The sequence below is a fragment of the uncultured Gimesia sp. genome (assembly GCF_937919775.1).
GTDB lineage: Bacteria > Planctomycetota > Planctomycetia > Planctomycetales > Planctomycetaceae > Gimesia.
The window spans coordinates 1-2503 of the sequence record NZ_CALFPF010000638.1; the positions used below are offsets into that span (position 1 = coordinate 1).

At 50.1% G+C, this 2503-nt stretch carries 2 protein-coding genes; one reads left to right on the plus strand and one right to left on the minus strand.

The genetic code is table 11. The features are described 5' to 3' along the window. The first annotated feature begins 155 nt into the window (after nt 1-155). Nucleotides 156-1037 (plus strand): helix-turn-helix domain-containing protein, encoded by an 882-nt coding sequence (locus tag Q0294_RS18265; protein WP_299468320.1) that lies wholly within the window; start codon nt 156-158, stop codon nt 1035-1037. A 12-nt stretch (nt 1038-1049) separates the two neighbouring features. Here Q0294_RS18265 and Q0294_RS18270 read toward each other — a convergent pair. Next, on the minus strand, nt 1050-2503 hold a 1454-nt coding region (locus Q0294_RS18270), incomplete at its 5' end, for a sulfatase-like hydrolase/transferase (protein ID WP_299468322.1).

A 2503-nucleotide genomic window follows, 5' to 3' on the forward strand; every position in this document is an offset into this window, starting at 1 on the left:
CGTTCATTTTATAAAAATATGACTTATCTTAGTTCTGAGTCATCACTTATAGATTATCCACTTGTCAAATCGGCATTTATTAACTAAGATCTGTATATCCACAAAAATAACCACCACCTTATAACGACCAAATCGTTCAACATAAGATTGGCACAATGAACGAATTTCTAACCCCGAAACAGGTTGCACGTGCACTCCAGGTCAGCGAATCCTCTGTAAAACGCTGGTGCGACAAAGAAATCATTCCCACCCAATACACGGCGGGTGGCCACCGTCGTATCGCGCTGTCTGAACTCATTGATTTTCTCAGATCCAGCAAGCACGAATTAATTCGGCCTGAAGTGATTGGACTGCCTGCCACCACAGGGCAAACCATTCGAGTCATCGACCGAGCCGCCTTGCAGTTCACCGAAGCATTACTAGGGGGGGACGAGGAGCAATGCCGTCAAATTGTGCTCGACCTGTATCTGGCAGAACACAGCATCAGCGCCATTTGCGACCTGGTTTTTGCGAAAGCGTTCGCAACCATCGGAGATCGATGGAAGTGCGGCGATGCAGAGGTCTACCAGGAACGCCGTGGATGCGAACTGGCTTTGCGAGTCCTCCACGAATTACGTACATTGATTCCTGCTCCCGCACGAGATGCGCCACTGGCAATCGGCGGGGCAGCCGAGGGTGATCAATACAGCCTGGCTACGACGATGGTAGAACTGGTTCTGCGCGATATCAAATGGAATGCCGTTTCAATGGGAGCAAACCTCCCTTTCGAAACACTTGCCGCCGCGATCTGTCAACATCAACCAAAGATGTTCTGGCTCAGCGTCAGCCATATCAAAGATGAAACACAGTTCATTCACTCTTACTCCAAACTTTATGATGAATTTGGAGCCGATGTTGCATTCGTGGTCGGCGGTCGCGCGCTTCACGAACAAATTCGTCAGCAGATTCAGTATGCCGCCTTCTGTGATAACATCAGGCACCTGGAATCTTTTGCGCAAACACTGCTAAGTGCGACCGGAAAACAATCGCCAACCTGAGCAATACCTCGTTTACTTCCGCTTCACGTAGACATAGTAAGCGCCGCAAATCTCCTGTCCCTGCTCATTTTGCATCCAGGTCTTCAGCTTGACAGGACCACTTTTCAAAGGAACCGCAAAGGTGATTGACTCTCCACCGTTATCCGGTTTCGCAGTCGCTTCAAATGTTCCGATTTTGATTTTCGCTCTGGCAATCGGCAATGCGACGCCTGTAACAAACTGCCCGTCCGTTACTTTGAGTGCGGGAGCCCCCTCATCCAGTCTCAGGCGACTTTCGCGAGGCCAACGACGAAGCTCCAGCTCATACGTGCCCGGTTGATCGACGATCAAATGCCAGGAACCATTTTTGCGATCGCCACGACGAACCTGCCCCTGCTGATCGACAAATACATCCAGCCATTCACAGGCAGTCAACATCGCGGGGTTTTCTGATGCATGGCCAATGATCACACGCTGAGGTTCGGCGACGGTCTTTTCTACTCCCCCCCACCACTGATCCAGGTGCGCCTGCATTTTTTTGACGATATCCGGATGCGCTGCGGCAACCTCTGTTTGCTGAAGAGGGTCATGACTGAGATCATACAGCTCCCGATTTTCCAGCCAGCGCCAATGCTTCCAGAGCACGGCGGCTCCTTCTTTGCGAGGAACTGACAGATACATGTTCTTTTTATTTCCGGGAATCGGCATGCGACTGTAATTCACAACCAGCATTCGCTCGGGCAACGCTTCTACCCGACCACGGAATCGTGGCACCAGACTCATACCGTCCAGATGGGGAATCGACTGTGGAACGTTACAAAGGTCTGTCAGAGTCGGCAGTAAATCCTGCACATGAGTTAAATCGTTCAGATCCCGTGGAAGTCCAAGTTTTCCTTCCGGCCAGCGAATAAAGCAGGGCACACGATGCCCGCCTTCCCAGAGCGTGACTTTTCTCCCCCGCATCCCTGCATTGAAGTAATCCGGCCCCATCGTGCTGCCATTGTCGGTCAGGAAAATCACGATTGTATTATGGAACAGATCTGAGTCCTGAAGAAACCGGTCCAGCTTGCCAATGTTTTCATCAATGTTCGCACACATGGCGAGATAACTGACCAGCGATTTTCGTTTTGACGGGGATAAGTGTTGAACCAGCTTTTCATTTTTCTGCATTCCAGCTTCAACAGGATCCCGATACTGATTTGGCACAAAATGGGGACCATGCGGGGCATTCAGTGGAAGGTAAACGAAGAAGGGCTGCTTAGTATTGCGTGACTGAATCCATTTTATCGTTTCACCAAAAAACACATCGGTGCAATATCCCTGATACTTTTCTCGTTGCCCGTTGCGTGTGTAAGTGTCTTCGAAATAGTCATTGTTCCAGTAGTCGGGAACGGCATTGATGTGTGAAGAAGGAAACCAGAGTGTCTCCTGGAAACCACGATCTTCGGGACGAAACGGGTAATTGTCTCCCAGATGCCATTTCCCAA